Genomic DNA, 23,196 nt, shown 5'->3' with positions numbered 1-23,196 from the left:
CCTAAAACAGTTCCGCAACGCCCATCTGCTGAGATCCACCGACGACAGCCGAATTAACACTCGAGTGATGAACGCAGTGCTAGCGAGTTATGTGAAGGAGAAAACATATAGTGGATAGTAAAATACAATAAATACGTAATACCGAAATGACAGGTGGTGCGAAATTCGATCGGGATCCGAAATTCGGGTACCCGATGGTGGGGCGAACGGGCCGGTGGCGGGAGAGTCTGCCGCGACGGGGACTGTGTCACTGATGGCGACGAGACGAACGTTGCTCCGAACGGGCGCGTTGGCAGGGGTCGGGACGGTCGCCGGAATCGTCGCACTCCCCTCGCCGCCCGCGACGACGCCGGCCGACCGAACCGTCCAAGGAGCCGATCCGCCGACCTCGGTGGCCGACTGGACTGACGAGACGATCAGCGACGAGGAGGCAACCCCAATCGCGCGCTACCAGTACCGATCGGTCGACGACGGCGTCGACGACTTCGGCGACAGAGACGCCTTCGTCGCGACGGCACCGATAAACGTCGTTCTGGTTCCGGACGAGGACGCCGAAGGCGACGGTGCGCCACTCGAGCGCGTGATGGCCGTCCTCGACGACGAGGGGTGGCTGCGTGGCCCCGAGGAGTACACGCGATACGGCTGGGACCGATCGGACGAGACGTTCGTCCGTCAGGAGGGAACGGCTGCTGAGACGTACTACGGGACCAGCGGTCGCCTCCACGTCCGTTGTTGGTCGTTCGAGGGCGTCGTCTCGATGCAAGCCCACGAAGACACCGGCGCGCGCCCCGAGCACGAAATCGAATCGTACAGCGACGCCCGGACGGCGATCGAAGCCATCTTCGACGCCGCTGGCTGGCGCGTCTCCCCGGACGCGATCGACCTCGACAACGAACAGGGCGATCACGACGGCATCGCGTCGGTCATCACGGAACGAGCCGACGGCGAGGAGACGACGCTGACGGAGGAGTCATGAGCACCGACGACCACCACACGCTGGGCCGAAGGCACGCGGGGTACCGACTGCTCGACCACCCGCTCGTCGGCCTCGAGCGACGCCGGACGGCACTCGCACTCGCCTATCTCGGCGCCCTGAGCGCACTCTTCGCGCTCAGCTACGCGGGGACGACGGTCACGATCGGTGACGTGGCACTCGAGTCGATGTCGACGCGCTTCGATACCATCACGGCAGGGCTGATCGCGCTCGCGACGGCGACGATCACGATCGTGCCGTTTCTCTACGCCGTCTGGAACGGCGGGCCAGCGCTCGCGATGGGGATGCCGTTGGTTCCCGTCGGGTTCGGGTACCTCGCTGCGGGCCGGTACGTCCTCACCGTCGACGCCGTAATCGGACTAACCGTCGGCGCGGCGGCCTGTGCGCTCGCGCTGTTCGCAACCGACGTTCGACGAGCGGGGTCGCTTCGACCGTGGCGACGCGTCGGAATCGACAACGCGCGACTCATCTTCGTCACCGTCGCAACGGTCGTCGCCGCCGCTAGCGTCCTTCGATTCGTCGCGACGACGACACCGCGTTCACTCGAGTGGTACGCACCCTTCGGCGTACTCTGGCTCGTGCCAGTCTGCGTTCTCGCGTGCTACTGGCAGGCGGCGCTTCGCACGTGGCGAGAGCCGCGAGCGATGGACGAGCAAGTCGAATCGTAGCTTCACGACGTCTTTCTGCGACAGAATGAACCCACTCAGAACGACGCTATCCGTCGTTTTCGAGCGCCAGCGACGCCAACATCGCCTCGAGTTGGAGTCGCTCGTTGGCACCCTCCGTGATTCGATAGTCGACTTCGCCAAGGCGCTCGAGCAACTGTACGGTCGCCTGCTCTGGAATATCGAACTCCCATGCGGAGCGATGGAGTTGGTCGATGACGTCGCCGCCGGCGAGGCCACGCTCCGTCAGGAGATCCTCTAAAGCTGCTCGAGCGGCCGTGAAGTCGCCGTCGATGGCGTGTTCGACCATCGCTTCGACTTCTTCGGGCCGAGCGGTGGAGGTGATCGCGAAGACGGTTTCCTCGTCGACGGTCTCGCCCATCACGGCCGCGGCCTGCAGGCCGTTGATCGCCTTTCGCATGTCGCCGTCGGCCGCGTAGACGAGCGCGTCGACGCCGTCGCCGGTTACGTCGATCCCTTCGTTCGCGGCGATTTCGCGAACCTGGGCTTCGATCGCGGTCTCGGAGAGTTCGGTGAACCGGAAGACCGCACAGCGAGATTGGATCGGGTCGATGATCTGACTCGAGTAGTTACACGAGAGGATGAAACGGGTGTTGTTCGAGAACTGCTCCATCGTTCGGCGCAGGGCCGACTGAGCGTCGCTCGTCAGCGCGTCGGCCTCGTCCAAAAAGATGATACGGTAGTTGTAGCCGCCGAACGAAGAGCGCGCGAAGTCCTTGATCCGGTCGCGGACGACGTCGATCCCGCGCTGGTCGGAGGCGTTGAGTTCGAGGAAGTTCTCGCGCCAGTCGTCGCCGTAGATTTCGCGGGCGGTGGCCTGTGCAGCCGTGGTTTTGCCCGTTCCGGCCGGCCCCGCAAACATGAGGTGGGGGAGGTCGTCCTGTTCGACGTAGCGCTCGAGTCGCGGGACGATGTTCTCGTGTCCCTTGATCTCCTCGAGGCGTTCGGGCCGGTACTTCTCGATCCAGACTTCGGTCTTGCCGGGTGTCGGCTCCGCCGCCTCGGCGTCGGCCTCGCTCATACCGGGGAAAGGAGTGGGCCGAAGATAAAACGACCGAAGGTCGTCCTCCGTCGAGGCTGCGGAGCCAACCTGCAAACAGGACAGTCAGGAACGCCAATAGGCCAAATTCGGACGGTCATGGGATTCGACTAACAGCTCTAACCGGCTGCTCGGTGACGAGGACAACGATGCTCGAGCAGTGGTCACCCAAACGGGGTCTCGTCGTGGTCTTGGTCGTCCTCATCGTCTGTGGGACGGTCCCGATACCGGTTGCTGCCCAGACTGACGGGCAAACTGGTGGGACCGTCGTCGTCGAGGAGGGCGAAACGGTCGACAGCCTCGAGGCGTTCGGCGGAACCGTCGTCGTCAGCGGGACCGTTACCGGTGACGTCAGCGCCGTCGGTGGCGACGTCCGCGTCGAAGAGACGGGTGAGGTCGGCGGCGACCTCGAGGCTGCTGGCGGAAGCGTGACGATCGCCGGAACCGTCGACGGCGACGTCGACGCCGCTGCGGGAAGTCTCACGATCACCGAATCGGGGACCGTCGGCGGCACGCTCGTGGCCGGCGCGGGGGTCGTGACGATTTCGGGCACCCTCGACGGTGACGCCGAAATCGGAGCCGATACGATCCAACTCGGTGACGAGGCGCAGGTCGCCGGCGACCTGCGCTACGACGCGACGATCGAAGGAGACACGGACGTCGTCGAGGGCGAACTCGAGGAAGATCCCGCCCTCGGCGTCGACGGCGCGCCGATGATCGGCCCGCTCGCCTCGTGGGTGTTCGCGGCCTACGTCCTCGCGGCGAATCTGCTGGTGGGTGCGCTGTTGCTCGCCCTCTTCCCGCGCTTTTCGAGCGGCGTCGCCGGCCACGTCGCGGGAGAACCCCTTCGCTCGGGTCTGGTCGGCATCGGCGTCCTCCTCGGGATTCCCATCGTTCTGATCGCGCTCGCGATCAGCGTCGTCGGCATTCCACTGTCGCTGTTCGGGGGGTTGCTATTCGCACTGGTGCTCTGGATCGGCTTCGTCTACGGCTGGTTCGCCGTCGCCGCGTGGCTCCTCTCGCTCGTTGGACTCGGGAATCGCTGGCTCGCACTCGTCGTCGGGCTGGTCGCCGGTGTCGTCCTCTCACAGCTCCCCGTTCCCGTCATCGGTGAGGTGATTTCCCTGTTCGTCCTGTTGGTGGGCCTCGGCGCGTTCGCTCGAGCACTGTTTGGGCACTGGCGTCGAGGCCGGAAACGAGAGTCTTCGCGTCGAACCGGAGCCAGAACCGACAGACCAGCCACAGAGTAAGACGTCAGCAGTCACCGCGACTGCACAAACGACGCGCTCAAGTTTCGGCTCGCGTAACGGTGACCATGCACGTCACCGTCGACGTCAAGGGCGAGGATACCCACGAGATCGACCTCGAGACGGTGTCTCCGCGTTCGACAGGAGCCACCGACACCGAGGAGGTGACCCCGACCTACCAGGACCTGCTGGCCGAACTCGATCTCAGCCCTCACGAGGTGAGCGTCCTCGTCGACGGCCGGCCCGTCCCCGAGGATCAACCCGTCGAGAGCGAATCGGTAACCGTGTTACGCCTGATCAAGGGCGGATAGCGATTTTTCGAGGCACTCGAGTTCCAACATGACCGTTCACGTTCGCCCCGCGACGACCGCAGACGCACTCGAAGCTCGCCGAATCCTCGACGCGGCGATGCTCGAGTACGGCGACGTCGAGACGCTGATCGACGGTGGAAACGTTCTCGTCGCGGGCGATTATCGCGGCGGAAGCGACGGCAGCGAACGGCTACTGGGTACCGTCGTCCTCGAGCCACACGAGCACGAACGCGGCGCGCACGTGACAGCCGTCGCCGTACGCCGCCGCCAGCGAGCTCGAGGCGTCGGCAGCGCGCTGATCGAAGAAGGACTCGAGCGTGAAGAGCGACTCACGGCACACTTCGACGGCGACGTCCGCCCGTTTTACGACCGACTCGGCTTCACTCTCGAGCGAACCGAATCTGACCGGTACCGCGGTGTCGCGGTCGCGTCCGAGGAGTCGTGAGCGTCAGCGTCGAAAGCACCGATATCGTGAACAGCAATATCGGAAGCACCGACGGCGTTTCCAACACGTCTCGTCGTCGGTATCGGCGGAGTTGACGAAACTAGTCGTAGTGACCCCCACTCGAGGGTGCCGGCGAGTTCCGGCCGAGCTTTATCGTCCAGACCGTGGTACGTCGGGTGCATGGCCTTCGGACGGATACTCAGTGGCGACCCATCGAAACGCTCGAAACTGTACCTCGCGATTGGCGCCGTCTCCCTCGCCAAAGCGATCGCACTTCGGAAGGACCAGGATCGATTCCGGCGAGAGCTGCTCGACGCCGCGATGTTCATCGGTGTCGGACTCGCGTTACGCAAGTACAGCCAGGTCAAAGCCGAAAAACGAGCGGAACTCGAGTCACAGATTCCCGACTGGGCGATCTCGGCCGCGACCTCCCCGGCGGCGAAACAGGGCGTTCGGAGCGTCGCGAAACGTCGACTGGGGGGCGAGTCCGAATCGGAGCCAACCGTTCGTGATCGCGCTCGAGGGATGCTCTCGAGCTGATCGTCGAACGGTCAGCGACTGCTTTTTGCGACCCGCAAGACGAACACCAGTCAGGACGAAATCGGCTCGAGCGACGCCGTGAAATGACGTAACTCGGGCACCGCGGGTTCGGAAGCGATCTCGAGTCCGTCGATCGACTCGCGCGTTTCGAGGACGGCGGCGGCGGTCTCGGCGACGTGCTCGAGGTGCTCGTCGTGATAGGTACGACGCGGCACGGCGAGTCGGACCAGTTCCGGCCGGTCGGTGCCGGGGAAGGCGAAACTGCCGAGTTCGACGCCGCGAACGCCACCTTCTCGGTAGAGCGCACAGACCAGCGCCTGCCCCGGGAACTCCTCGGCCGAGAGGTGTGGGAGTGTGGACCCCGCGTCGAGGTAGACGGCGTGACCGCCGGGCGGAGTGTAGATCGGGACGCCGACGTCCTCGAGCATCGCGGCGAACGCACGGACCTGGTCGATTCGGTCCGTGACGTAGGCCTCCTCGACGGCCTCGCGGAGGCCGACGGCCATCGCGGCGACGTCTCGACCGGCCATCCCGCCGTAAGTCGGAAACCCCTCGTAGAGGATCGCTCGCTGCTTACATTTCTCGAAGAGCGCTTCGTCGTCGGTCGCGACGAAGCCGCCAGCGTTGACCAACCCGTCTTTCTTCCCGCTCATTACGAGCGCATCGGCGTAGCCGAGTTGTTCGCGGGCGATTTCACTGATTTCGGCGTCGGCGAACTCGTCTTCCCGCCGCGCGACGAACGCGGCGTTCTCGGCGAACCGACAGGCGTCGATCACGAACGTCGCGTCGATCTCGTCTGCGAACTCACGGACCCGGCGGGTGTTTTCGACGCTAACTGGCTGGCCCGCCGCCGAGTTGTTCGTGATCGTCAAAATTACCAGCGGCACGCGCTCTGACCCCACGTCGTCGACGACCGAGCGCGCACGGTCGAGTGAGAAGTTGCCCTTGAACGGGCCATCGACTGTCAGATCGTGGGCTCGAGCGACCGGACAGTCGACGGGATCGGCCCCCTGGTTCGCGACGTGGGCCCGCGTCGTATCGAAGTGCGTGTTGTTGAGCGCCACGTCGCCATCCTCGAGCAACGTGCCGTAGAGAACGTTCTCCGCGCCGCGGCCCTGGTGGGTCGGTACGACGCGGGAGAATCCCATCACCTCCGCTACCGCCGACTCGAGTTCGTCGAAGCTTCGCGACCCCGCGTAGGCTTCGTCGCCCCGGAGCAACGCGGCCCACTGCTCGTCGCTCATCGCGCCGGTCCCGCTGTCGGTCAGCAGGTCGATGAAGACGTCCTCTGCAGCGAGATCGAAGACGTTGTATCCGGCCTGCTCGAGCGCTCGTTCGCGCCGCTGCCGGGAGGGGAGTTGGATTCGCTCGACCACCTTGGACTTGTACGCGACCATACCGACTCGACGTCGCCGCGCGTGTTCAGTCTAGTTGGAATCTCGTGTCCGGTGGCGTCTCGAACCGTTCGCTCCCGGACGAATCGGTGCATCGATGGACGAAGTCGACGGCAATCGTGATGAGCGGAGTCGACTCGTCACCGCGAAAATTCAGCGAGCGTCGACCTCGTCACTGCCGAAAGCGTCGGTAGCAATTCTCGTCGGCGTCGGATCGGGGCCGACGAGTTCGAACCCGTCCACGGCGGCCGAGTCGACGACTCGCGTCCCGCTCGAGACGGTCGCATCGGTACTGCCGATAGCGTCGGTACCGTCGTCGAGAGAACGGCTCTCGGTGTGATCGGATTCGTCCTCGGCGGCGGTCGATTTCCCCGCGGTGAGCGCGCTGAGTTCGGCCGCCGTCGACTCGACCGCGTCGCCCTCCTCTCGAACGATACTGTCCGAATCGCCGACGAACTCGAACGCGAGTTCTTCGAGAGCGTCATCGACACCGTCGGACTCGCTCGTGCCGTCCGTCGTGAAATCGGAATCGCCGTCACTCGTCGCGTAAACCGCTGTCGAGGGGTCCTCGTCGGCCGTTTCGATCGCCGCTAACTCGTCGAACAACTCGGCGGCCGTCGTGTCGTCGATCTCGATATCGTCCATCTCGGTCGGGTCGTCGTTCCCGTCCGCGTCGTCCGACCCTTCGGACTCGAGGAGGTCGTCGGGTGCGTCGACGTCAAACGCCTCGAGCACGGCGTCGGGGTCCGGTTCGATGGTCTCGAAAACGCGCGTTCCTGGCGAGTCGTCGGTCATGACAATAACTGTGAGGCTCACGGTATTCGTTACGAACTCGCTACCGACGGGTGACGGCAGCGTTATGCACGTCGTACCGTGCTCAGAAGTCACACAGCGAAACAGCCGACGGACAGAGATTAAAAGAGGTCCTGGGTCAACTCGAGGGTCTTCTCGCGGTCGTCCCACTCGACGAAGAGGGCGACGCTGGTCGCGCTCGTGATGATATCCTGCAGGTGGATGCGTTCTTCGGCGATGGGGTTGACGATTTCGCTGATGATGCCCGGCTGGTTGGGGAGTTCGCCGCCAGTCACGCGAACGACGGCGGTCGGCGAGTCGACGGTGACGCTCGAGAGTTCGTCCCGGGCGATGACCTCGCGATGGAGGATGTTCTCGGCGCGTTCGGCCTCTTCTTCGTCGATGTAGAACGTGACGGTGTCCATGCCGCTCGCGACGGCGTCGATGTTGACGTCGCTCTCGGCGAGTGCCTCCGAGAGGTGGTTGAAGATTCCGGGTTCGTTACGGATCGCGCGACCGGCGACAGTCAAGCAAGCGAGCGGGCGCTCTCGCAGGTCGACGAGGTTCTTGAACTCGCCTTCGATGCTCGTCCCGCCCGAGAGCAAGTCGCCGTGTTGATAGTGGACGACGCGAACGTCGAGATTTCCACCCTTGTAGGAGAGAGCGGACGGCGCGACGACTTCGGCCCCGCGGAAGGAGAGATTCCGGAGCTCGTCGACGGAAATTTCTCCGACGTTTCGGGCTCCCTCGACGACGTGAGGGTCGCCGGTCATGACGCCCTCGACGTCGGTGACGATGACGACCTCGTCGGCGTCCATGTACTTGCCCATCATGACCGCCGTCGTGTCGCTGCCACCCCGTCCGAGTGTCGTGATCGAGCCCTCCGGGCCTTCCGCGAGGAACCCGGTGAGCACCGGTACCGTCTCCTCGAGATCGTCTGCGACCTCGAGTGCGCGGTTCTGGGTCTCCTCGACGTCGACCTCGCCGTACTCGTCGGTGACGACCGGCCAGCCGTCCGCACCCGGTTCGAAGAACGTCGCATCGATCCCGCGCGCCGCCAGCGCGGCCTTGAGCATGCGAACGGACGTCCGTTCGCCCATACTGACGATCTGTGCGCGGTCGGCTTCGTCGGTTTCGAAGGTAATCTCCTCGAGCAGGTCGTCGGTCGTCGACCCCATCGCACTGGCGACGACGGCGATTTCGTGGCCGTCCTCGACGGCTGCCGCGATCGAATCCGCCGCTCGGTTGATCCGATCCCCGCTTCCCAGGCTCGTTCCGCCGAATTTGGCTACAACGCGCATGGTTCCACCCCATCAATCATCGTGCGGATCACGTGGCTCATATGCCAGTTCGTTACAAGAGCGAGCAGATAACTGTGTCCCATCGCTCGTGTTTTTACCACTATTCGTGTCTCGAGAACGACGCGTTCGAGCGGGTCGCTCGGGTTCGAAGACCATCAATTCGATCCCGGCGCAGGCGGGATTTATATTTGTGCGTATCATTACCACACGCCAATGAACGTACGGGACGCTCTCGAGGCCGACGCAGACGCGCTCGCGTCGATCGCGGACTCGCCGACCGATGTAATGCGGAATCTGGTTCACGATCGGACGGTGCGCGTCGCCGAAGACGGAACGCACGATCCGAACGCGGACGTTTCGGGATCGCAGTACAACGGCTCCGACCCGGAGGACTTACTCGGGTTCATCAGCTTCGACGCGAAAGAAGACACCGTCCACGTCACCCAGGTCGACGGCACGGCGGACGCGTGTAAACAGCTGCTCGCCGAACCGGTTCGGTTCGCCGAATCTGAGTCGATGGCCGTCGAACTCCTCACGTCGCCCGATAGCGACTGCGTGACGAACGCCGCCGAGGATCTCGGCTTCGAGCGCCGCGGTAGTGGCCCACAATTCGACGGCGCGCCGACGGTCCGATTTCGACTCGAGCCATAGCGGACTCGTCGGCCCAGTGTTCCAGCCGTCGGCGCTCGCTGTCAGCGACGCTCGAGGAACCGACGGTCGCTGAAACGTCCGGGTTTTCAGATCACCAGGAGAACGGCGGTGTACCCCGCCAGTCCGGCACCGAACGCCCAAAATCGACTCTCGCGGTCTTCGGGCAGTTCCTCCTTGATCACGTTGAGAATGACGCCGCCGGACAAGAACGCGAGCAACAGGCTAAGGACCAGTTCAGGAAGGCCGACCAAAAAGCCGAGCACTGTGCCAGCGAGGATCGCGCCGGCGAGAATCCATCGACCGAGGCGGTCGTAGACGTCACGGTGGTGGTCTCGAAGCCCGTAGTCGTTGACGACGAAGTGCAGTCCCATGGCCGTCCCGTAGAGCACCAGGTTCGCGAGCCCGGTCTCCTCTCGGTGCAAGAGGAAGTAGCCGATGAGCGCGTTGTACGCCGCGAACGAACCGATGTGGAGCCAGAACACGCTCGCGTCCGGTCGAGTCGCCACACCGGCGGTCGCTCGCCGGGCCACCCCCCGAGACGAGCGGCGAGCGGCCTGCTCGAGTCCGTAAAAGAACGCGAAGCCGACGAGGGCGGCGATGAACAACGAGCGTTCGTGAGTCGCCTCGAGGACGACGTTCGTCGGTTCAGTCGTCTCGACGACCCGCGACTGGTGCTCGGTGATCTCGGGAAGTAAGTGGACGAAGACGTAGGCGACGGAGATCCCGCCACACAGCGAGAGCCACCGACTCCGAGGGACGGCCCGCAGGAACTGGAGTTTGCCGGCGCCGAGGTGAACCGCGGCCAACGCTCCCGCGAGGAAGAGCACGCCGATCGTCGGGGCCATTGCCGGGGACTTCGCCGAGAACGGCCATAAAAATACGACCGGCGTGCGACCGAGTGTCGGCGGCCTCGAGCGAGCGCTAACTGAATTTCTGGACGGTCACGTCTAGCGTATCGAGGTCGACGATGGGTGCGTAGCCGGCGTCGGGATCGATGTTGACGCTCTTCTGGAAGTCCGTCTGGGACTGCCAGCAACCGGAGTTAATCGCGAGCACGTTGTGGTACTTGCCGAAGCCGAGTTTGTGGACGTGGCCGGTGTGGAAGATGTCCGGTACCTCCTCCATGATGAGGAAGTCCTCCTCCTCGGGCGCGAGTCGGGTGTGACCCCCGAACTGTGGTGCAACGTGGCGCTTCTTGAGGAGGTGGTACATCGCCTTGTGCGGATCGTCGTAACTCGCCTTCTCCTCGGGCAACTCGGCGATCACCTCGTCCAGACTGACGCCGTGGTACATGAGAACGGAGACGCCCTCGAGCGTAATCGTCGACGGATTGCTGACGATCTGTGAGTCGTGCGCCGACATGATCTCCCGAAGGTCCTCGTCGAAACCGGGTTGGGGTTCGGCCAGCCGAACCGCGTCGTGATTGCCCGGAATCATGACGATCTCGATGTCGCCGGGGACCTGCTTGAGGTACTCGTTGAACACCTCGTACTGCTCGTAGATGTCGACGACGTCGAGTTCGTCGTCCTGATTGGGATAGACACCGACGCCTTCGACCATGTCGCCGGCGATGAGCAGGTACTCGACGTGCTGGGCTTCGGGGGTGTGGAGCCAGTCTGCGAATCGATTCCAGGCGTCGTGCATGAACTCCTGACTGCCGACGTGGACGTCACTGATGAGCGCCGCCTGCACGTGACGGTCCGCGGTCGAGGGCTCGTGCGTTCGCGGTACGTCCGGAAAGTACATCGAGTCGACGAACGCGATTCCCGCGTCGTCCGACAGCGTCCCTTCCATCGCCAACACTTCGTCACAGAGCAACTCCTCGACTAAATCGGCGTACTCTCGGTCTTTCATCACCAGCCACGGAAACGTCCCCGTCGCGTCCTCGAGTTCGATCAACCAGTGGCCACTGGCAGTCGAACGAATGTCGTTGACCAGCCCGACCATTCCGACGTCGCCACCGCCCGACATGTTCTGAATCGCCGTCGCCGGTCGGTGATTGACGCGACCGCGAAGTTTTGCTCCCAACGTCTCGAGTCGGTCTCGGAACACGGCGACGAAGTCGCCGTATTCCCCCGTTCCCGTACTGTCGCCGGTCATATCGCCGTCGATCTCGAGCGACCGTAACGCCGGGTCGCTCGATCGGCTACCAGCCGAAGACCCCTTCGTTTCGACTGGAGCCGCCCCATCCACGGCTGTCGGATCAGGACGAGGATCTCCAGTTGAAACGGAGGGGTCGGAGGGCGTCTCGTCAGAACCGGAAACGTCGCCGCCGTCTCGTGGTTTTTCACCCGAGTCGCTCGAAGAAAGAACCGTTTCGACGTGATCGGTTCGAACGACGAGCGTTCCCGGTGGGAGGTCGTCGACGACGCGCTCGACGGTCGCCTGCGGATCGTCGGCAGCGGCGAGTTTGGTCACCGCCTCTCGTTCGGCGTTGTACCCACGACTCGTGAGTTCGCTGACGATCCGTGCAGACGCCTCGAGTGGCACACGAATCGCATTCGCGAGCGGAGCAAAAAGGATACCGTAATGAAATCGGCTGCTGGCGAATCAGGCTACACTCGAAGTGTTCGACTTGGTCGGGTCAAGAGAGCAGAAAGTTGATTGCAGACCCTAGCAAAACCAGTGACGATGAGCGGCCCCAACCCCGGCGACTCTCCTGACGATCCTCCCTCGAGTGACGATAACGACGGTGACTGGACCCACCGACGCGACGACGCGGGGAACGACACCGCCGAGGGGTTGGGGATGGACAACCAGACGAACAGCGGCGACCGAGTCACGATCGAAGACGACGGCATCGTCCACTGGTTCCTGAAAGCCGAAGAGGGGAACGTCGTCTTCGCTCGAGACATTTTGAGTTCCGTTGCGATCGTCGCCGTCATCGGACTCTTACTCTTTGCCTTTAGTGGGATCTGGCCACCACTGGTCGCCGTCGAGAGCGGCAGCATGGAACCGAACATGGAGAGAGGAGATCTCATCTTCGTGATCGATCAGGATCGGTTCGTCGGCGATGATCCTGCCGGAGACACCGGTATCGTGCCACTCGAGGACGCTGAAGAGAACGGTCACGAGCGGTTTGATCAACCGGGTGACGTGATCGTCTTCCAGCCGAACGGCGAGGAACACCAGACGCCGATCATACACCGGGCGCACTTCTGGGTCGAGGAGGGTGAAAACTGGGTCGACACGAAAGCCGACGACGACATCATCGGCGACACGAGTTGTGACGACATCGACACGTGTCCCGCCCAACACGACGGGTTCATCACGAAAGGTGACGCGAACGAGGGCTACGACCAACAGTACGGTGCACAGGAGGGCCAAAGTGACGTCGTCAAGTCCGAGTGGGTCACCGGCAAAGCGCGATTTGGCATCCCGTGGCTCGGCCACATCCGTCTGACCTTCGACTCGATCCTCGGCGGCATGCTCGCACCGGGGCCAGTCATCGACAGCGTGCCGGCGAGTGACTCCGCCGTCGCCGCCACCCAACTCGGTATCGCCGGGACGACCGGCGCAGCAGGCGCTGCTGGTGGAGTCGGAATCGCGCTGAAACGGTACCGAGACTAACCCCCAGCGGAACTCACCTGCCGCCGGCACGATTCTCGATGTACGATGTGTGTTGCACTCGAGAGCGAAGCCACTGTCGTGACGAGTGAAAACGCAGAATCGACGAATGTTACTTCTGGTCGTCGTCCACAGTGCCGTCCGATCCGGCGGGCGACCCTTCGGCAGGAACGCCCTCACCCGTGGTGACGCTGTCTTCCGACTGTTCGGCTTCGGAATCGGTCGCAGCGGGGTCGGCGTCGGAGACGTACCCGAGTTCGAACCAGAGTTTCGCGGTGCACTCGAACGACTCCTCGTCTAGTTCGGTTTCACCTTCGCGCTGGTCGAGGTAGCCGTTACAGCGGCCGTGGGAGACGACGTTCATCAACGTCGCCGCGGACCCACACTCCGGACAGTCGATGTAGTAGTTGCCGTCGTCGTTTTGATGCCACGAGTCGGGCGTGAGTTCCGTGTATGCGGCGTCCTCGCGATCGTGTGTGTTCATACGGAACCTATCGGAAGCCAGACGGGTAAACGAGTACCCGGATTGTGCATGTCGCCCTCGAGCGTTCGCGACGTCGACCCCTCGAACACGGTCCCACAAACCTTCGACGGCGGTGCTCGCTTCGCTCGGACGACTGCGGAGAATTCGGAAGCCAGCGTTACTCGATGAGTGGCTCGAGCAGGCCCTCGCCAGCCGTGAGCAGTTCGTCGACGCGCGACTCGTCCGTCGCCTCGGCGTACACCCGCAACACCGGCTCCGTGCCGCTGGGTCGGATCAGGAGCCACGAGCCGTCGGTCAGTTGCAGTTTGAACCCGTCGGCCGTGTTGACGTCTTCGACGTCGGTATCGGCGACGCTGTCGGGAATTTCGGCCTCGAGATCCGAGAGCACCCGCGATTTCTCGTGATCGGGGCAGGCGACGCTTCGTTTGTTCTGGACGACTGTCCCGTGTTCGGAGAGCAGCCGATCGACGCGCTCGTCCAGCGGTTCTTCGGCGTCCATCGCGGCCGCGAACAGAGCCATCATCACGCCGTCTTTCTCGCGGACGTGGCCGCGAACGGTGAAGCCGCCGGATTCCTCGCCGCCGACGAGCGCGTCGTGGTCGGCCATCGCCTGTGCGACCCACTTGAACCCGACCGGAACCTCGTGGACGGCTTCATCGTGCGCTCGGGCGACCCGATCGATCAGGAACGTCGTGGAGACGGTTCGGATCACCGCACCCGAAGCCGACTCGAGTAAGTAGTCGTAGAGGGCGGCGAAGAAGAGGTTCTCGTCGAGATAACCGCGTTCGGGAGTGACGAGCGCGATCCGATCCGCGTCGCCGTCGTTCGCGATACCGAGTGTCGGCTCGGTCGAGTCGTCGGTGACGAGGTCGGCGAGCGTCTCGAGGTTCTCGGGCGCGGGTTCGGGAGCCCCGCCGCCGAAGTCGGGGTCGCGTTCACACCGCAAACACTCGAGTGAGGCGCCGGCACGCTCGAGGAGTGCGTCAGTCGTCCCGCGGCCGCTCCCGTGCATGGCGTCGTAGGCGACGGTCCGTCCGTCGAGATCGATGGGACCGACGAGTTGCTGGAGGCGGTCGACGGTCGCGTCGGCGTGGGGCGTCGTGAGGTCGACTTCTCGGACGGTGCCGTGCTCGTCGGCGGGGAGCGGATCGGGTTCGGCGAGTCGGTCGGCGATGGCGTCCGTCACCTCGGGCAGCGCCGGGGCACCGTCTTCGGGGATGAATTTGACTCCGTTGTACTCTGGTGGGTTGTGCGAAGCCGTAATCGCGAGCCCTCCCGCCAGCTCCCGCTCGACGATGGCGTGGGCGACGAGTGGCGTCGGTCGGTCTCGCTCCGGCATGATCACGTCGAAGCCGTTCGCACACAGCACGCGGGCCAGTTCCTCGGCGAAGCCCCGCGAGGTTTCTCGAGCGTCGTATCCGATTACGACCGAGCCCTCGAGACCTTCGTCGCGAAGATACGCCCCGACGGCCTGTCCGACCATCCGAACGCGCGGTGTGGTGAACTCCTCTAACGTCGCCCGCCAGCCATCGGTACCGAAACGAATCGTCTCCATACGCGTGTCTCATTGTGGGGTGCGAAAAAAGCGACGCCCTGTTCCAGCCCTCGATTCGGCGAGTACCGTTCGCGAACGAATCAGGCGTCGACGGTATCGAGGCGCTGTTCGAACAGTCGTTCGCCGGTTTCGTCACAGGTGACGGCGATCACGTCGTGTGAGCTACAGCAAGATTCGACGACCTCCTCGTCCATACTGATCTCGCCGCCGCTCGTCGGGCAGGTTTCGAGGAACATCCGAAGCCCGTTGAGCACTTGCCCTTTCGTTTCTGGTCCCTGATCGTCCCACTCGGGTGTCCACTCCTCGAGAACGCCACTGGCAGCGATATCCGCGATCAGCGCGGGCCGAGACGGCCAGCGACCGGCGATACCGTGCGAGGCGACGAGCAACTGTGCCTTGTCGCGAGACTCGATATCGAAGTCGTCGGGGTCTTCCTCGAAGGAGAACGCGGCGACGGCGTCGGCGGGTTCGACGCCGTCGTCGTCGAGTTCGTCGATCGCGTCGAGCCAGTCAGTCTCGAACGCGTCGGTGAGACAGAGATCGTCCCGGTCGGCACACGGCTCGAGGACGTCGTGTGAGAGAAAGAACGTCTCGAGGTCGAGTTCGACCGGTTCCTCGGGTGCGTCGTCCTCGCTAGACTCGCCGTGGGATTCGGACGGTGAGCCAGCGGCCGCTGCAGGCGTGTCGGTAGAGTCGTTGGATGGGGAGTCACCGCTATCGACGCCACCGACGCCGCTCGCGAGTTCGAGTTCCGGTTCCTTGCCGAACCAGCGCAGGACTTCCGGCGGCAGATACCGTTTCGTCAGGGTCGGCGTCCCCGGGACGAGGTATCCCCGGAGGTAAATGAGCGTGATCGAGAGACCGATTGCCAGAACGCCGCCGAGTTTCGTCTTCCGGGCGACGAGCGAGCTGACGACGACCGCAATCGCGAGATTTAGTATGGTACACGGCTCACACCGGTTTTCGCCGGTGTACTCCGGTTGTTTGAGCTCCTCGGCGATATCGATCTCCATGGTGTTACGAGACAGGAAGGGAGATGATATCTATTTTTTGGTACTTGATGGGAGAATACTACTCCAATCGGGTCGAAGCAAAGCCCATTCACTCGAGGGCAACGAGTCGTTCCTTTCGGCTTCGGGAGAGTTGCTTGATCTCGTACTCACGAGACATCGCGGCCGACCGAGAGGCGTAGCGTTCGTGATACCGCAGTTCGACTGGCGTCCGGCCGCGCGTGTACTTCGCGCCCTCACCGTTGTCGTGTTCGGCGACTCGCCGCTCGAGGTCGGTCGTGTAGCCGGTGTACAGCGACCCATCGGCGCATTCGAGGACGTAAACGACGTGTTCGTGTTCGGCTTCGTGCTCGTGCTCGTGCTCACGCTCACTCATCGTGCGTTCGCTCGTGCTAGTAGTCTAAAAAGTGCTCGTACCGAGGGAACCGACGATGACGATGACGATGACTCGGGCAAGGGGTGCGAGCCTACGCACCTCGTTCGCGGTTTCGTGACGCTTCGGCGATCCCTGCATTGGCCGAACAGCTGATACAGGCGTGAATTTCGCCGTTCTCATCAGCGAAGACGCGTGCGAAGCGCTCGGAGACGTGCGCATCGCAGTGATCACAGGTAGGCATTGGGTGGTGGTCACACCGGCGGGGCCGGTACGAACAATTACTCGCCGAACGGACAAAAGTGCTTCTCCGTTCCCAGAGTTGAGTTTTGTTTTCCGAAGAATATTTTTGATTCTCATCGAGGGACGTCGGTGGTTCGAGCAGCGTCGATCGCGCGAGCGATGAGCGTTGCCTGCGCCCCAGCGACGAATCCGGCGTCGATGTTGACGACCGAGAGCACCGTACACGACTGCAACAGTCCCGCCAGCGCGGCCTCGCCGGCGCCGCCGTGACCGTAGCCACTCGAGACGGGAACCGCGATTACGGGCGTATCGACGAGTCCGGCAATGACGGTTGGGAGTGCCCCCTCGCGGCCAGCGGCGACGATGAGCGTGTCGGCATCACGGAGCCTGTCGACCTGGTCGAGCGTGCGGTCGAGGGCGGCGACGCCGATGTCGTCGACGCGGTCGACCGTCGCGCCGGCATCGGTACAGACGACCTGTGCTTCGTCGGCGACCGGTCCGTCGACAGTTCCTGCCGTGACGATTCCGACCGTCGCCTCGAGCGAGGGCTGTTCGAACTCGGCTCCGAGGACGCGAACCGTCGACCCGGACCGCTCGAGCGTCGCGTCGGGTGCAGAGTCAGCGAGCGTCGATTCGAGGGCCTCAAATTGTTCGTCGCTGATTCGTGTGATCAGTGCCCGATCGGTGGTCTCGAGTGCCGTTTCGGCGAGTGCAACCACCTGTGGGGCCGACTTGCCTTCGGCGTAGATCGCTTCCGGAATACCACGTCGCTGTCGCCGGGCCGCGTCGAATCGGCCGGCGTCACCGGTCACGTAGCCGTTGAGTTTTGCTTCCGCTTCCGTCGGAGAGAGCGAGCCGTCGGCGACCGACTCGAGGAGTTCGCGCATATTGGGGGTGAGGGAGCGGATATACTCGAATCCGTCGGGTTGCACGACGGATCGACACGCCACCGTCGCTCAAGGCGAGAACCAGCCTGAGAGGGCGCATCTCGTGAGGATATTACTGGGATCGGTAGTGAGACGAGAAGTGCAACTACACGCCCAACCGAGAGAGGTAAACACATGCAACCGCCGGTAGGGGCGCTGCAGCCACCACTGAGCGCGCGCGAGCCACCGAGAGCCGTCTCACGGGGAATCGGTCACTGCACCCGACTCATCAGTCATATACTTTCCGGTGATATCGGTCATCGAAACGGGCAGCGCAACCGCTGCAACCCCCGTATTCCGGCCCACAACCAAAATCTTTATATTGGGTAACACGAAATCCGTACATCGTATGGCAGACCTTATCGTCAAAGCCGCCGTAAAGGAAGCGCTCGATGACAAGAACGTCGCCTCGGACTTCTACGAAGCACTCGACGAGGAAGTCGACGAGCTTCTCGAAGACGCAGCCCGACGTGCCGAAGCAAACGACCGGAAGACGGTCCAGCCACGCGACCTGTAAGGGACGCCAGTAAGAATTCTTTTATCGACGCTACACCCCGTAAGCGACTGCTATCGACTGGGCACCGACCAGATCGACGAAACCGGTCGCTCCGTGCGTACCACCGAGTTCCTCGGGGGCTCCAACTCGACAGATCTGGCTCACTCGAAGGAGTGTGAGCGTGGTGGACTCGGAGGAACAGACACCCTAACCGGATACGACGCGGAGCGTGAATTCTCGAGCTACGATCGTCGCTGCTCGAGATACTCGTTCGTTCGACCGGTGACCACGTACTCGGCGGATTGGAGGTCGGAAACGGACGCAGAACCGGTGACGAACATCGCCGTTCGTAACTCGAGGGAGAGCGTTTCGATCAGGTCGACGACGGCGTCGGTTCCCTGTGCGGCCGGCGCGAGAAACGGCTTCGCGAGACCGCCAGCGCGAGCGCCGAGGGCGATCGCTTTCGCGATGTCGAGTCCCGAGCGGACACCGCCGCTGGCGATGACGCAGTCGTGGACCGACGCTGCTTCCTGCGTGCTGACCGCGGTCGGGACGCCCCAGGCGCGGAACAACTGGCCGACGTGTTCCTGTCGCGACGCGCCGACGGCCGCTGCCCGGTAGGATTCGATTCCCGACCAGGTCGTTCCGCCCTGTCCGGCGACGTCGATCGCGTCGACGCCGGCGTCAGCCAATCGCCGTGCCGTCTCACGGGAGATTCCGTTGCCAGTCTCCTTGACGACGACTGGGACCGAGAGCGACTCGGTGACGCGTTCGATCGCTTCGAGACAGCCGCGTGCGTCGACGTCACCCTCAGGTTGGACGGCCTCCTGCAGGAAGTTGAGGTGGATCGCCATCGCGTCGGCGTCGATCATCTCGACGGCCTGTTCGACGTCGTCGACGTCGTACTCGAGTAACTGTGCCGCGCCGACGTTGCCATAGAGGAAGGCGTCGGGGGCGACGTCCCGAACGACGGTGTAGGACTCGAGTAACGCTTCGTCCTCGAGTTCGAGACCGGCGCGCTGGCTGCCGACGCCCATGGCGACGTTCATTTCCTGGGCCGCCTCGGCCAGCGCCCGGTTGAGTTTCGTCGTGTTCGGGTGGCCGCCGGTCATACTCTCGATGACGATCGGTGCCGACAACTCGTGACCGAACAGCGTCGTGGCGGTGTCGATCTCGTCGCGGTGGATCTCCGGTAACGCCTCGTGGACGAGGTCGATATCGGCGAACCCGGCACCAGTCGTCTCTACGTCTTCTTCCTCGATGATTCGGATGTGGTCGTCTTTCCGGTCGGATGTTTCGGGCATCGAATCGTCTCACTCGAACGAAGGTGTGACGGTGTTGAAAAGGTGTCCATCTGCCCGACCCTCGCACGACGGGACACGCGGGGGACAGAGAGCGGTCGCTACCCGCTACTTCGAAGATGTGTGGGGTAGACAAAATCCCGGTCGATGACCGAGCCTCGAGCGAGCGAGACGCGCGGAATCAGTTAATGCGGGTGGAACGCGTAGAGTTCGTATGCGACGATTACTCGTGCTCGCAGCGGGACTGTTCGTCGCGGTCGCTCCGAAGCCGTTCGTCGAAACCGTGGAGCGACTCGCGTTCGAAAACGCCGACGTCGGACACCGGCGGCCGTGGACGGTGCCGATGGCTCGACTCAAAGGACTGGTTTTCTGTTTGCTCCTCGTCCGCAGTCCCACCAACATTCGTGCGCTCTCCGGCGCGCTCGCTGCGCTCGGATTCGTCCTCGCAGTGCTTCCACGCCGGGCGCTCGAGGTCGGACTCCGCGTCGCCTACGAGAATCCGGACGACCTCGAGGTGAAACCGTGGGTGCTTCCCATCGCGCGCGTTCTCGGAGCGAGCTACGTGGCCGTCGCAGCGTTCTCGAGACGGGCGGGAACCAGTGAGAACGAATCTGTCGATTCGACGGGCGAGTGAACGTCCGAGGCTCAGTACTCGCGCGTTTCGACGCCGTCGTCGGTCCCGACATACGTGAGATCGGCCAGGTCGACGAACAAGCCGTGATCGAGAACGCCCGGAACTCGAGCGAGCGCAGACGACAGCCGTTCGGGGTCGTCGATCGATCCGAAGGCACAGTCCAACAGGAGATTTCCGTTGTCGGTGACGACCGGACCGTCCTTGCACTCCGCCGTTCGAAGCGTCGGGTCGCCGCCCAGCTCCCGCACGCGCTCGGAGACGACACTGTAGGCGTCGGGGATCACTTCAACCGGCACGGATCGCTCGAGCGTCGACGCGAGTTTCGAGGGATCGGCGACGACGACGAACTCGTCGGCCGCCGAGTCGACGAGTTTCTCGCGAGTGTGCGCACCGCCTCCGCCCTTGATCAGGGCACCGTAGGCGTCGGCTGTCGGGTCGTCTGCAACCTGATCCGCCCCGTCAATCGCGAGGTCGACGTCGTCGACTTCCTCGAGCGTCGTGAGCGGAATGCCCGCCTCGAGTGCAGCCTGCCGGGATTGGAACGAGGTCGGAATGCCGCGGATCTCGAGTCCGTCGTCGATGGCCCGACCGAGCGCGTCGATCGCGTAGGCGGTCGTCGATCCGGTTCCCAATCCGACGACGAATCCGTCTTCGGCCCGTTCGGCGGCGCGTTCACCCGCTCGGCGCTTCGCTGCGTCCGAACCGCCCGTCGTTTTCATGCGCCTATGGTGGGTAGGCACCGAGAAAAACGTTGCACACTCTCGTGAGTACTATCGAGTCCGACGACGGGCCCCGTTCGTCGAGCGAGACGTCGGGCTACGAGAGGTCCGCTCGATCGAACCGCCACAGACCGATCGCCACCGGGACGAGCGCCCAGAGTGCGAGCAGGACGAAGCCGAACCAAGGCTCGGCGAGCAACGGAACGCTCTCCGTTTGATAGACGTCTGCCATCGCAAACCCGCCTTCACCGAGGACGACACTGAGTGCACTGCTGTAGGCCGAATCCGGTGGGATAGAGACAAAGCTCACGAACCACTCGGGCAGTGGATCGACCATCATGCTCCCCTCTCGCCAGAACAGGAGCCCCTGCGCGAGGGAGCCCCAGACGATCCAAAATACGACGATCAGCCCGACGACTCCGACGGCTGCCGTCGTCGTCGACCGCGTCATCGCGGAGATCCCCACGCCGATACAGACGTAGACGGCCCCGAACAGCATCGTCACGAGCGTAAACAGCAGATAGTCGACGATCGATACCGACCCAACGAAGACGATGAGTCCGACGAAGCCCACGCCGAAGCCGACGAGAATCGAGACGGCGACGACGGCAGATCGGCCGAGGATTTTTCCCGCGACGACCTCGCGGCGACTGTGTGGCTGCCCCAGCAAGAACTTCAGGCTCCCTCGCTCGCGTTCGCGAGCGATCGCCGCGTAGCTAATTACCAGCGCGATGATCGGCACGAGAAACCCCGCGGGACTCTGCAGTGCGAGGACGAGTTCCGTCGTCGACTGGGCACCCTCGCCGTCGACCTCCGCGAAGAGGTCGCCCGCCCACGACGCTAGATACGCGCCGCCGAGCGTGAACAGGGCGAAGACGGCCGTCAAAAGCGCCAGCTTTCGCGAGCGAACGGCGTCTCGAAACTCCTTCTTCCCGACGGTGATCGCACTCATTGAGTCACCTCTCGAGCATCGCCCTCGGTGTACGCGACGAACAGGTCCTCGAGCGATGATTCGTCGGTTGCGAAGTCCTCGACGGTGACGCCGTACTCCTCGATGGTCCGCATGACGGTCGTCTTCGTGCCATCCCCACAGGTGACGACGACCGTCGATCCGTCCGTCGTCACCCGCGAGACCCCTTCAATCGACTCGAGGGCCGCCCGTGCGGCCGAGGCGTCCTCGGGAATCTCATCGAGGTGGAGACGAAGCTGAGTCTGATTCGGCATCGAGTCCCGAAGGCCGTCGACGGTATCTTCGGCGATCAACTGGCCGTCCCGGAGGATTCCCACCCGGTCGCAGATGGCTTCCACCTGGCCGAGGACGTGCGAGGAGAAAAAGACCGTCGCGCCGCGAGCGTTCTCCTCGCGGATGATCTCGCGCATCTCGCGGGCCCCGTTGGGATCGAGTCCCGTCGACGGCTCGTCCAAGATGAGGAGATCCGGCTCGCCCACGAGCGCCGTCGCGAGCATGAGTCGCTGGGCCATTCCCTTCGAGTAGCCCCCGGCCTTCTGGTCGGCCGCGTCGGCGATCCCAACTCGCTCGAGGAGGTCGTCCGGATCGTCGGCCGCCTCGTTCGATTCGATAGCGAACGCGACGTGCTGGCGACCGGTCAGTCGGTCGTAACACGCGACGCCCTCCGGTAAGATTCCGGTCCGGGACCGAATCTCGAGCGTGTCGTCGGCAGCGTCGAGACCGAAGACGCGGACGTCGCCCGTCGTCGGTCGAATAAAGTCGAGGAGCAAGTTGATCGTCGTCGACTTGCCAGCCCCGTTCGGACCGAGGAAGCCGTATATGTCGCCGCGTCGGACGGTGAGAGACAAATCCTCGAGCGCGGTTTCCGACCCGTATCGTTTCGTCACGTTGGAAATATCGATCGTCGCCATAGTTTGTATTAGTTAGTAGTTGTTTCTCAAAAGACATAACTTATTGCACTGGATGACTCACTATCGAGAAGGTCGCTGGATCGAGTTACCCAGCCGGCAATGGACCGAACCATTCGGCCAGCAGTGGACTGAGCCACTCAGCCAGTCGATACGATCACGATGATGGATACGACCGAACGACGAAAGCTCCTCGAGCGTGCGAATAGCCAGAGTGCGACCATCGGACAAGAACTGCCAGACACCATCACCGTCGGTGAGGCACAACTGCCACTCGAGGAGTTCCTCATCGAGACGCGCAAGATCGACGGCATTCCGGACGACGTGAAGCCGGTGCTCCGGGAGACGGAACTGGAACTGACCGACGAGCGGAGTCGACTCGTCGAACGCCTCGAGTCGGCACCGATCGATCGCGCGGAAGGCGAGGAACTCCTCGAGATGATCGTCGGTATCGACCGGGCGCGTAACGCACTGCGGAGCCTTCGACGGGATCGGTTCGCAGCGCAAACACGGACGGCCTCGCTCGACGGCCACGAACGCTGGCTCGAGTTCGTGAACTCGATCCGACGCTGAGAGTCACTTGAACCTTTTTCGCCCCCGCTGTGGTCGG

At 63.5% G+C, this 23,196-nt stretch carries 27 protein-coding genes; 11 read left to right on the top strand and 16 right to left on the bottom strand.

Going from position 1 to position 23,196, the window contains the following annotated elements; all coding sequences use genetic code 11:
* Window positions 1-253: 253 nt before the first annotated feature.
* Together BLW62_RS16075 and BLW62_RS16070 are read left to right on the top strand one after the other, a co-directional pair.
* Window positions 254-976, top strand: a complete 723-nt coding sequence (locus tag BLW62_RS16075) for a hypothetical protein (protein WP_090508052.1) — start codon at window positions 254-256, stop codon at window positions 974-976.
* Window positions 973-1,662 carry a hypothetical protein gene (locus BLW62_RS16070; protein ID WP_090508051.1) on the top strand — a complete coding sequence of 230 codons (690 nt, stop codon included), beginning with the start codon at window positions 973-975 and terminating at the stop codon, window positions 1,660-1,662. The genes BLW62_RS16075 and BLW62_RS16070 overlap by 4 nt, the downstream gene beginning before the upstream one ends.
* A gap of 46 nt (window positions 1,663-1,708) precedes the next feature.
* Here BLW62_RS16070 and BLW62_RS16065 read toward each other — a convergent pair whose 3' ends face one another.
* Window positions 1,709-2,701: a replication factor C small subunit gene (locus BLW62_RS16065; RefSeq protein ID WP_090508050.1), complete on the bottom strand. Its 993-nt coding sequence runs from the start codon at window positions 2,699-2,701 to the stop codon at window positions 1,709-1,711.
* A gap of 167 nt (window positions 2,702-2,868) precedes the next feature.
* Between BLW62_RS16065 and BLW62_RS16060 the strand changes: the two genes are divergently transcribed.
* The 4 genes from BLW62_RS16060 (at window position 2,869) to BLW62_RS16045 (ending at window position 5,262) form a co-directional block, all read left to right on the top strand.
* Window positions 2,869-3,969: a bactofilin family protein gene (locus BLW62_RS16060; RefSeq protein WP_090508049.1), complete on the top strand. Its 1,101-nt coding sequence runs from the start codon at window positions 2,869-2,871 to the stop codon at window positions 3,967-3,969.
* A 65-nt stretch (window positions 3,970-4,034) separates the two neighbouring features.
* Window positions 4,035-4,277: a ubiquitin-like small modifier protein SAMP2 gene (gene samp2, locus BLW62_RS16055; RefSeq protein ID WP_090508048.1), complete on the top strand. Its 243-nt coding sequence runs from the start codon at window positions 4,035-4,037 to the stop codon at window positions 4,275-4,277.
* 28 nt (window positions 4,278-4,305) lie between these two features.
* The gene (locus BLW62_RS16050) at window positions 4,306-4,722 is read left to right on the top strand and encodes a GNAT family N-acetyltransferase (RefSeq protein ID WP_090508047.1); all 417 of its coding nucleotides are present in this window, start codon (window positions 4,306-4,308) and stop codon (window positions 4,720-4,722) included.
* A gap of 180 nt (window positions 4,723-4,902) precedes the next feature.
* A complete protein-coding gene (locus BLW62_RS16045) occupies window positions 4,903-5,262 on the top strand; it encodes a hypothetical protein (protein WP_090508046.1) in 360 nt (119 codons plus the stop codon).
* 50 nt (window positions 5,263-5,312) lie between these two features.
* On the opposite strand, the gene BLW62_RS16040 is transcribed toward BLW62_RS16045, so the two are convergent.
* The 3 genes from BLW62_RS16040 to BLW62_RS16030 form a co-directional block, all read right to left on the bottom strand.
* Window positions 5,313-6,659, bottom strand: coding sequence for a tryptophanase (locus tag BLW62_RS16040; protein ID WP_090508045.1), 1,347 nt, complete (start codon window positions 6,657-6,659; stop codon window positions 5,313-5,315).
* A gap of 150 nt (window positions 6,660-6,809) precedes the next feature.
* Window positions 6,810-7,451: a hypothetical protein gene (locus tag BLW62_RS16035; protein WP_090508044.1), complete on the bottom strand. Its 642-nt coding sequence runs from the start codon at window positions 7,449-7,451 to the stop codon at window positions 6,810-6,812.
* A gap of 119 nt (window positions 7,452-7,570) precedes the next feature.
* On the bottom strand, window positions 7,571-8,749 hold the full coding sequence (locus BLW62_RS16030) for an aspartate kinase (RefSeq protein WP_090508043.1): 1,179 nt from the start codon (window positions 8,747-8,749) through the stop codon (window positions 7,571-7,573).
* A 213-nt stretch (window positions 8,750-8,962) separates the two neighbouring features.
* Here BLW62_RS16030 and BLW62_RS16025 point away from each other — a divergent pair, with 213 nt between their 5' ends.
* On the top strand, window positions 8,963-9,400 hold the full coding sequence (locus BLW62_RS16025; RefSeq protein WP_090508042.1) for a hypothetical protein: 438 nt from the start codon (window positions 8,963-8,965) through the stop codon (window positions 9,398-9,400).
* An 86-nt stretch (window positions 9,401-9,486) separates the two neighbouring features.
* On the opposite strand, the gene BLW62_RS16020 is transcribed toward BLW62_RS16025, so the two are convergent.
* On the bottom strand, window positions 9,487-10,245 hold the full coding sequence (locus tag BLW62_RS16020; protein ID WP_090508041.1) for a hypothetical protein: 759 nt from the start codon (window positions 10,243-10,245) through the stop codon (window positions 9,487-9,489).
* 76 nt (window positions 10,246-10,321) lie between these two features.
* Window positions 10,322-11,890: a DNA-directed DNA polymerase II small subunit gene (locus tag BLW62_RS16015; protein WP_090508040.1), complete on the bottom strand. Its 1,569-nt coding sequence runs from the start codon at window positions 11,888-11,890 to the stop codon at window positions 10,322-10,324.
* Window positions 11,891-12,031: 141 nt separating this feature from the next.
* On the opposite strand from BLW62_RS16015, the gene BLW62_RS16010 reads away from it, so the two are divergent.
* The gene (locus tag BLW62_RS16010) at window positions 12,032-12,970 is read left to right on the top strand and encodes a S24/S26 family peptidase (protein WP_090508120.1); all 939 of its coding nucleotides are present in this window, start codon (window positions 12,032-12,034) and stop codon (window positions 12,968-12,970) included.
* A 109-nt stretch (window positions 12,971-13,079) separates the two neighbouring features.
* Here the strand turns inward: BLW62_RS16010 and BLW62_RS16005 are convergent, their stop codons facing one another.
* From BLW62_RS16005 to larB, 6 genes are all read right to left on the bottom strand, one after another.
* Window positions 13,080-13,451: a hypothetical protein gene (locus BLW62_RS16005; protein ID WP_090508039.1), complete on the bottom strand. Its 372-nt coding sequence runs from the start codon at window positions 13,449-13,451 to the stop codon at window positions 13,080-13,082.
* Window positions 13,452-13,608: 157 nt separating this feature from the next.
* Entirely contained in the window at window positions 13,609-15,006 is a 1,398-nt protein-coding gene (locus tag BLW62_RS16000; RefSeq protein ID WP_090508038.1) for a phosphoglucomutase/phosphomannomutase family protein, read from the bottom strand.
* Window positions 15,007-15,086: 80 nt separating this feature from the next.
* Window positions 15,087-16,019 carry a DUF8054 domain-containing protein gene (locus BLW62_RS15995; RefSeq protein ID WP_090508037.1) on the bottom strand — a complete coding sequence of 311 codons (933 nt, stop codon included), beginning with the start codon at window positions 16,017-16,019 and terminating at the stop codon, window positions 15,087-15,089.
* An 88-nt stretch (window positions 16,020-16,107) separates the two neighbouring features.
* Entirely contained in the window at window positions 16,108-16,392 is a 285-nt protein-coding gene (locus BLW62_RS15990) for a GIY-YIG nuclease family protein (protein WP_090508036.1), read from the bottom strand.
* Window positions 16,393-16,483: 91 nt separating this feature from the next.
* Window positions 16,484-16,633 carry a DUF7563 family protein gene (locus BLW62_RS18815; RefSeq protein ID WP_168170958.1) on the bottom strand — a complete coding sequence of 50 codons (150 nt, stop codon included), beginning with the start codon at window positions 16,631-16,633 and terminating at the stop codon, window positions 16,484-16,486.
* A 112-nt stretch (window positions 16,634-16,745) separates the two neighbouring features.
* Window positions 16,746-17,519, bottom strand: coding sequence for a nickel pincer cofactor biosynthesis protein LarB (larB, locus tag BLW62_RS15985; RefSeq protein WP_090508119.1), 774 nt, complete (start codon window positions 17,517-17,519; stop codon window positions 16,746-16,748).
* Between the two features lie 388 nt (window positions 17,520-17,907).
* Here larB and BLW62_RS15980 point away from each other — a divergent pair, with 388 nt between their 5' ends.
* Complete coding sequence (locus BLW62_RS15980) at window positions 17,908-18,075, top strand: DUF1931 family protein (RefSeq protein ID WP_005578700.1); 168 nt, start codon at window positions 17,908-17,910, stop codon at window positions 18,073-18,075.
* Window positions 18,076-18,296: 221 nt separating this feature from the next.
* Here the strand turns inward: BLW62_RS15980 and fni are convergent, their stop codons facing one another.
* A complete protein-coding gene (gene fni / locus BLW62_RS15975; RefSeq protein WP_090508035.1) occupies window positions 18,297-19,358 on the bottom strand; it encodes a type 2 isopentenyl-diphosphate Delta-isomerase in 1,062 nt (353 codons plus the stop codon).
* Between the two features lie 211 nt (window positions 19,359-19,569).
* On the opposite strand from fni, the gene BLW62_RS15970 reads away from it, so the two are divergent.
* Window positions 19,570-19,989: a hypothetical protein gene (locus BLW62_RS15970; RefSeq protein WP_090508034.1), complete on the top strand. Its 420-nt coding sequence runs from the start codon at window positions 19,570-19,572 to the stop codon at window positions 19,987-19,989.
* Window positions 19,990-20,000: 11 nt separating this feature from the next.
* Here BLW62_RS15970 and rpiA read toward each other — a convergent pair whose 3' ends face one another.
* From rpiA to BLW62_RS15955, 3 genes are all read right to left on the bottom strand, one after another.
* Entirely contained in the window at window positions 20,001-20,708 is a 708-nt protein-coding gene (gene rpiA, locus BLW62_RS15965; RefSeq protein WP_090508033.1) for a ribose-5-phosphate isomerase RpiA, read from the bottom strand.
* A gap of 97 nt (window positions 20,709-20,805) precedes the next feature.
* On the bottom strand, window positions 20,806-21,660 hold the full coding sequence (locus tag BLW62_RS15960) for an ABC transporter permease (protein WP_090508032.1): 855 nt from the start codon (window positions 21,658-21,660) through the stop codon (window positions 20,806-20,808).
* Window positions 21,657-22,589, bottom strand: coding sequence for an ABC transporter ATP-binding protein (locus tag BLW62_RS15955; RefSeq protein ID WP_090508031.1), 933 nt, complete (start codon window positions 22,587-22,589; stop codon window positions 21,657-21,659). The genes BLW62_RS15960 and BLW62_RS15955 overlap by 4 nt, the downstream gene beginning before the upstream one ends.
* A 159-nt stretch (window positions 22,590-22,748) precedes the next feature.
* Here BLW62_RS15955 and BLW62_RS15950 point away from each other — a divergent pair, with 159 nt between their 5' ends.
* Window positions 22,749-23,159, top strand: coding sequence for a DUF5788 family protein (locus BLW62_RS15950; RefSeq protein ID WP_394328164.1), 411 nt, complete (start codon window positions 22,749-22,751; stop codon window positions 23,157-23,159).
* Window positions 23,160-23,196 lie beyond the last annotated feature (37 nt).

The sequence above is a fragment of the Natronorubrum sediminis genome (assembly GCF_900108095.1).
Classification (GTDB): domain Archaea; phylum Halobacteriota; class Halobacteria; order Halobacteriales; family Natrialbaceae; genus Natronorubrum; species Natronorubrum sediminis.
This window is presented reverse-complemented; position numbering and strand designations above follow the sequence as displayed.